Below are 6,096 nucleotides of genomic sequence, written 5' to 3'. Positions count from 1 at the left end.
GGCCCCGGGACCCATCGGGTCTCCGGGGCCGCCCCTTGGGCGCGCCGGGCTCAGCGCGGTGTCACGCGTCCTTCGAGAGGTTCGGGCCCGAGCCGCCCGTCGCCTCGACCGGCGGGGCGTCCGGCAGGGCCGCCTTCTCCTCGCCGCGGAAGGTGAAGGTGCGCTCCTCGCCCTCGCCCTCGGTGTCGACGACCACGATGTGACCGGGGCGCACCTCGCCGAAGAGGATCTTCTCCGACAGGGTGTCCTCGATCTCGCGCTGGATCGTCCGGCGCAGCGGCCGGGCGCCCATCACCGGGTCGTAACCCTTCTTCGCGAGCAGTTCCTTCGCGGACTGGGAGAGCTCGATGCCCATGTCCCGGTCCTTGAGGCGCTCGTCGACGCGGCTGATCATCAGGTCGACGATCTGGAGGATGTCCTCCTGCGTCAGCTGCGGGAAGACGATGATGTCGTCCACACGGTTGAGGAACTCCGGGCGGAAGTGCTGCTTCAGCTCGTCGCTGACCTTCGCCTTCATCCGCTCGTAGTTGGACTTCGTGTCGCCCTGAGCTGCGAAGCCCAGGTTGAAGCCCTTCGAGATGTCCCTGGTCCCGAGGTTGGTGGTCATGATGATGACCGTGTTCTTGAAGTCCACGACCCGGCCCTGGGAGTCGGTCAGGCGACCGTCCTCCAGGATCTGGAGAAGGGAATTGAAGATATCGGGGTGGGCCTTCTCGACCTCGTCGAAGAGGACGACGGAGAACGGCTTGCGGCGCACCTTCTCGGTGAGCTGGCCGCCCTCTTCGTAGCCGACGTATCCGGGCGGCGAACCGAAGAGACGGGAAACCGTGTGCTTCTCGCTGAACTCCGACATGTCGAGGGAGATCATCGCGTCCTCGTCGCCGAAGAGGAATTCGGCGAGCGCCTTCGAAAGCTCGGTCTTACCGACGCCGGACGGACCGGCGAAGATAAACGAGCCACCGGGACGCTTCGGGTCCTTCAGACCCGCACGGGTGCGGCGGATGGCCCGCGAGAGGCCGATGACGGCGTCCTTCTGGCCGATGACGCGCTTGTGGAGCTCGTCCTCCATGCGGAGCAGGCGCGAGGACTCCTCCTCGGTCAGCTTGAAGACCGGGATGCCGGTGGCGGTCGCGAGAACCTCGGCGATCAGCTCGCCGTCGACCTCGGCGACGACGTCCATGTCGCCGGCCTTCCACTCCTTCTCCCGCTTGGCCTTCGCGGCGAGGAGCTGCTTCTCCTTGTCGCGCAGGGAGGCGGCCTTCTCGAAGTCCTGCGAGTCGATCGCGGACTCCTTGTCGCGGCGGACACCGGCGATCTTCTCGTCGAACTCGCGGAGGTCCGGCGGCGCGGTCATCCGACGGATGCGCATCCGGGAACCGGCCTCGTCGATCAGGTCGATCGCCTTGTCCGGGAGGAAGCGGTCCGAGATGTACCGGTCGGCCAGGGTCGCGGCCTGGACGAGGGCCTCGTCGGTGATGGAGACCCGGTGGTGGGCCTCGTACCTGTCGCGCAGGCCCTTGAGGATCTCGATCGTGTGCGGCAGCGACGGTTCGGCGACCTGGATGGGCTGGAAGCGCCGCTCCAGGGCCGCGTCCTTCTCCAGGTACTTGCGGTACTCGTCGAGCGTGGTGGCACCGATGGTCTGGAGCTCACCGCGGGCCAGCATCGGCTTGAGGATGCTGGCGGCGTCGATCGCGCCCTCGGCGGCGCCCGCACCCACGAGGGTGTGGAGCTCGTCGATGAACAGGATGATGTCGCCGCGGGTGCGGATCTCCTTGAGGACCTTCTTCAGGCGCTCCTCGAAGTCACCGCGGTAGCGGGAGCCGGCGACCAGCGCGCCGAGGTCCAGGGTGTAGAGGTGCTTGTCCTTGAGGGTCTCGGGCACCTCGCCCTTGACGATGGCCTGCGCCAGGCCCTCGACGACGGCGGTCTTGCCGACGCCGGGCTCGCCGATCAGGACCGGGTTGTTCTTGGTGCGGCGGGACAGCACCTGCATGACCCGCTCGATCTCCTTCTCGCGCCCGATGACCGGGTCGAGCTTGGATTCGCGGGCCGCCTGGGTGAGGTTCCGGCCGAACTGGTCGAGGACCAGGGACGTCGAGGGAGTGCCCTCGGCAGGACCGCCGGCCGTGGCGGCTTCCTTGCCCTGGTAGCCGGAGAGCAGCTGGATGACCTGCTGCCGCACCCGGTTGAGGTCGGCACCCAGCTTCACGAGGACCTGGGCGGCGACACCCTCACCCTCGCGGATCAGGCCGAGCAGGATGTGCTCGGTGCCGATGTAGTTGTGGCCGAGCTGGAGGGCCTCGCGGAGCGAGAGCTCCAGGACCTTCTTGGCACGAGGGGTGAAGGGGATGTGCCCGGACGGGGCCTGCTGGCCCTGGCCGATGATCTCCTCCACCTGCTGGCGGACCGCCTCGAGCGAAATCCCGAGGCTCTCCAGGGCCTTAGCGGCGACACCCTCACCCTCGTGGATAAGGCCCAGAAGGATGTGCTCGGTGCCGATGTAGTTGTGGTTGAGCATCCGGGCTTCTTCCTGAGCCAGGACGACAACCCGCCGCGCGCGGTCGGTGAACCTCTCGAACATCGTTAATCGCTCCTCAGAGCGGTCAGTCAGTTAGGGGTCGATCCCCTCCCTGTCCTTCCGCAGCTTAGTCCCGCAAGCGGGGACCGCTCATTCCAACTGCCGACATCCGTCCGGATCACCCCCTCTTCAGCGGGGAGGCCTGCTGCCGAACAGCCGACAAATGCTCCAACTCGATGGTGCGAGACGATGTTCCCGCAGGCCAAGTAGTTACCCGCGCCTTCAGTACGCCGATGGCGAACGTGAGACGCCGAGGCCCGCGAGTCGCCCCTCTCCACTAGGAATGTCTTACCCGTAAGGACCGACACTCCATGCGGCGCACCCCGGTTCCCTCCGCTACCAGCGAACACCCTTGCGCGCCCGAATGCACTCGTACGCCCCATCCCGGACACCTTGCGCATCCGGACCGGCACGACGCGTCACGGAAAAGCGGGCAGCGGGAGGCGCCCGGGGCGTAACCAACGCGGCCCCTCGGGAGTTCCCCGGACATGGCCCTCACCGTTCCGCTGCCCCGCACCCCGTCCGACGGCGGGCTCGCGCGGTGGTACGAGGACGAGCTCGGCTGGGCGACGGCGGCGGGCCCTCCGGTGCGACTGGTCACCGGACTCCGCTTCGACGTCCTGGAGCTGCCCGCTGCGGCCGGCCGGGGCGTGTTGCGCCGGATGGGCGCCAAGACCGGGCCGGTGGCCCTGGTGGGGCGCCGGATGGGGCTGCTCGTGGCCGCGGGGAGCGCGGAAGAGCTGCCCGGACTCCTCGACTGGTTGGAGTGGGGCGGGATCTCGCTGGACCTCGCGGTGCTGGGCACCGACGGCCGGATGACCGCGCCCCTCCCCCCGGGGCGGAGCGGATCCGGCGCGCCGGGCGCCGCCGTGTGGCTGCGGGCCCCCACACCGGGCCGCGAGGTCGAGTCCTCGTTGCCGGCGCTGCGGTCCGCGCCGTGGGGCCCCGCGAACCCCCCCTGCTTGGTGCGCCTCGTGGCGGCCGCCGCGGCGGAGTGCCACCGGACGCGGCTGCTGAGTGCCCGTGGGGCGGGGTCGGCGGCTCAGCAGCTGTCGCCTCAGCGGTTCGCGTCCTCGTAGGCCGCCTTGATGTCGGCGGGAACGCGACCGCGGTCGTTCACGTTCATGCCGTTCTCCTTGGCCCACGCGCGGATCTTCGCCGTGTCCTGGCTGCCCGTGGCAGCGGCACGCCCCTTGCCGCGACCGCCGGTGCTGCGGCCACCGGTGCGACGGCCACTCGTGGTGTACGGCTCGAGCAGGCCACGGAGCTTTTCCGCGTTGGCGGTGGTGAGGTCGATTTCGTAGGTCTTGCCGTCCAGCGCGAACGTCACGGTCTCGTCCGCCTCGACGCCGTCGAGGTCGTCGACAAGAAGGACCTGAACCTTCTGTGCCACCGGATTTCCTTTCATCGAAAATGCAGTACGCGGAAAGGAAACCGCTTTTCCGGGAAAAACACAAACCCCTGGCAGAGGTTCAGAACCTCGGCAACGCGGGAAACGTGCGCGATTCGGACATAGGGTTCCGGGAGGCTTCCGGGAGAGGAAGCCGGGGCTTCCACGTCACAGGTGCAGAAGCATCCGACTGTTGCCCAAGGTGTTCGGCTTCACTCGTTCGAGACCGAGGAACTCGGCGACTCCCTCGTCATAGGAACGCAGAAGCTCGCTGTAGACATCTCCGTCGACCGGGGTCTCTCCGATCTCGACGAAGCCGTGCTTCGCGAAGAAGTCGACTTCGAAGGTCAGGCAGAATACCCGCCGCACCCCGAGCCATCGGGCGGTGTGCAACAACTTGTTCAACACCTGGTGCCCGACGCCGCCCCCCTTGAAGTCGGGGTCGACGGCGAGGGTGCGGACTTCGGCGAGGTCTTCCCACATGACGTGGAGTGCGCCGCAACCGACGACGGCGGCGTCTTCGTCGCGCTCCGCGACCCAGAACTCCTGGATGGACTCGTAAAGGGTCACGGTCGCCTTGTCGAGCAAGATGCCGCGTTGCACGAAAGGATCGACGAGGCGTCGGATCGCGGCGACATCACTGGTGCGGGCCCTACGGACGGTGACGGCCTTGGCGATGGCCGCGGAGGCGGCCCGGGAAGCAGACGGCGACATGGGGGGACGCTATCGCTCCCGAGTCCCGGTCCCCTCGGCGCCCTCCCCCGGAGGGGGGGACGGCGGGGCGTCGCGCTGGACGATGCGAATGGCGTCGTTGAGGGCTTCGCGCTGCTCTTGCGACATCATCCCGAAGAAGGCGACGAGTGCGGCGGCCGGGTTGTCACTGCGGGCCCATGCTTCGTTCATCAGTGCGGCCGAGTAGGCGGCCCGGGTGGAGACCGCCGTATAACGATAGGCGCGGCCTTCGACTTCCCGCCGGACCCAGCCCTTCTGATGGAGATTGTCCATGACGGTCATGACGGTGGTGTAGGCGATGGACCGTTCCTGCTGGAGGTCCTCCAGAACTTCCCGGACGGTCACCGGGCGGTTCCACTGCCAAACGCGCGTCATGACGGCGTCTTCGAGCTCTCCCAATGGACGGGGCACAACGTCACCATAGTGCGCAAAGCGGCAACAAGCCGCCGCCGGCGCAGGAAAACCAACGAAAAGGACGCACGCCCACGAAGGGTCGCGCGTCCTCGGCGGTGCGGGGCCGGGTGCGTCAGGAAGCGGCAGGACCGTCCGCCTGGCGGGCGGCCTCGGCGCGTGCGAGGGTCGCGTCCACGACCGCGTCCTCCTTGGCCTTGTTGGGGCCGCCCTGGCTCTTGACGATCGTGACGACGAGGCCGATGAAGAAGGCGGCCATCACGACGGGGGGCAGGAGCGCGGATACGTAGTCCATGGTGTTCAGGGTAGCTACCCGGCGGCCCGTTCCTCGGGCGGGGGCGGCGGAACGGGACGGCGGCGCGGCGGGAACACCTCGGAGGGCTTGGGCACCGGGCGCTCGGTCGGGGCGGGCGGGTTCGGCTTGGGCCCGTCCCCCGCCCCGCGCCCGCCCGGAAGGGCGAGCAGCCGGGCCCGGGAACCGGTGGTCGTGCCGACCGCGGTCGCGGAGGTGGCCTGGGAGACCCGGGCCAAGCGCGTGCGCACCGAGCGTTCGGCGAGCACCTGGCAGCGTTCGAGGAGCTCGGCGGCGGCCGGATTGCGACGCAGCGCGCGCAGGGCGGCGAGGTCGTCGGCCCCGGGGTCGTAGCCGGCGGCCAGCGCGTCCCGGAGGAGGTCCAGATAGCCGGCGAGGGACCCGGGCAGCGCCTCGCGGTAGCGGACCAGGTCGCCGAGGAGGAAGGCGCGCAGCCGGCCGGCCTCGCGGACCGCCTCGTCCACGGATTCGGCCAGGCGGAGGTAGTCCTGGACGTCCTCGACCTGGAGGGGGGCAGGGTGGAGGGCAATGGCAAGGGCGCGACGGAGCACACGCAGCTCGTCCGCACTGAACGCCATGCCGCCGCGGGATCCGTAGGGCGTGGGCATGGACCGACGATACGCGCTAATCGGACAATTTCCCCCTAGCGATCATTCCGGCGCGCCGGAA

At 68.9% G+C, this 6,096-nt stretch carries 7 protein-coding genes; 1 reads left to right on the top strand and 6 read right to left on the bottom strand.

Going from position 1 to position 6,096, the window contains the following annotated elements:
- Window positions 1-61: 61 nt before the first annotated feature.
- A complete protein-coding gene (locus ACFW2Y_RS01245; RefSeq protein WP_384871707.1) occupies window positions 62-2,584 on the bottom strand; it encodes an ATP-dependent Clp protease ATP-binding subunit in 2,523 nt (840 codons plus the stop codon).
- A gap of 485 nt (window positions 2,585-3,069) precedes the next feature.
- Here ACFW2Y_RS01245 and ACFW2Y_RS01240 point away from each other — a divergent pair, with 485 nt between their 5' ends.
- On the top strand, window positions 3,070-3,660 hold the full coding sequence (locus ACFW2Y_RS01240; RefSeq protein ID WP_384871704.1) for an SCO3374 family protein: 591 nt from the start codon (window positions 3,070-3,072) through the stop codon (window positions 3,658-3,660).
- Here ACFW2Y_RS01240 and ACFW2Y_RS01235 read toward each other — a convergent pair.
- The 5 genes from ACFW2Y_RS01235 to ACFW2Y_RS01215 form a co-directional block, all read right to left on the bottom strand.
- Window positions 3,639-3,974, bottom strand: a complete 336-nt coding sequence (locus ACFW2Y_RS01235) for an Lsr2 family protein (RefSeq protein ID WP_384871702.1) — start codon at window positions 3,972-3,974, stop codon at window positions 3,639-3,641. The genes ACFW2Y_RS01240 and ACFW2Y_RS01235 overlap by 22 nt on opposite strands.
- Window positions 3,975-4,139: 165 nt before the next feature.
- Window positions 4,140-4,685 carry an amino-acid N-acetyltransferase gene (locus tag ACFW2Y_RS01230; protein WP_384871699.1) on the bottom strand — a complete coding sequence of 182 codons (546 nt, stop codon included), beginning with the start codon at window positions 4,683-4,685 and terminating at the stop codon, window positions 4,140-4,142.
- Window positions 4,686-4,694: 9 nt separating this feature from the next.
- On the bottom strand, window positions 4,695-5,114 hold the full coding sequence (locus ACFW2Y_RS01225; protein WP_384871697.1) for a BlaI/MecI/CopY family transcriptional regulator: 420 nt from the start codon (window positions 5,112-5,114) through the stop codon (window positions 4,695-4,697).
- Between the two features lie 115 nt (window positions 5,115-5,229).
- Window positions 5,230-5,409, bottom strand: coding sequence for a hypothetical protein (locus ACFW2Y_RS01220; RefSeq protein WP_384871694.1), 180 nt, complete (start codon window positions 5,407-5,409; stop codon window positions 5,230-5,232).
- Window positions 5,410-5,423: 14 nt separating this feature from the next.
- Window positions 5,424-6,005, bottom strand: coding sequence for a hypothetical protein (locus ACFW2Y_RS01215; protein ID WP_384871718.1), 582 nt, complete (start codon window positions 6,003-6,005; stop codon window positions 5,424-5,426).
- Window positions 6,006-6,096: the final 91 nt, after the last annotated feature.

It is taken from the genome of Streptomyces sp. NPDC058877, assembly GCF_042742855.1.
Lineage (GTDB): Bacteria > Actinomycetota > Actinomycetes > Streptomycetales > Streptomycetaceae > Streptomyces.
The sequence above is the reverse complement of the archived record's forward strand: the minus strand, read 5'-3'. Positions and strand labels throughout refer to the sequence as shown.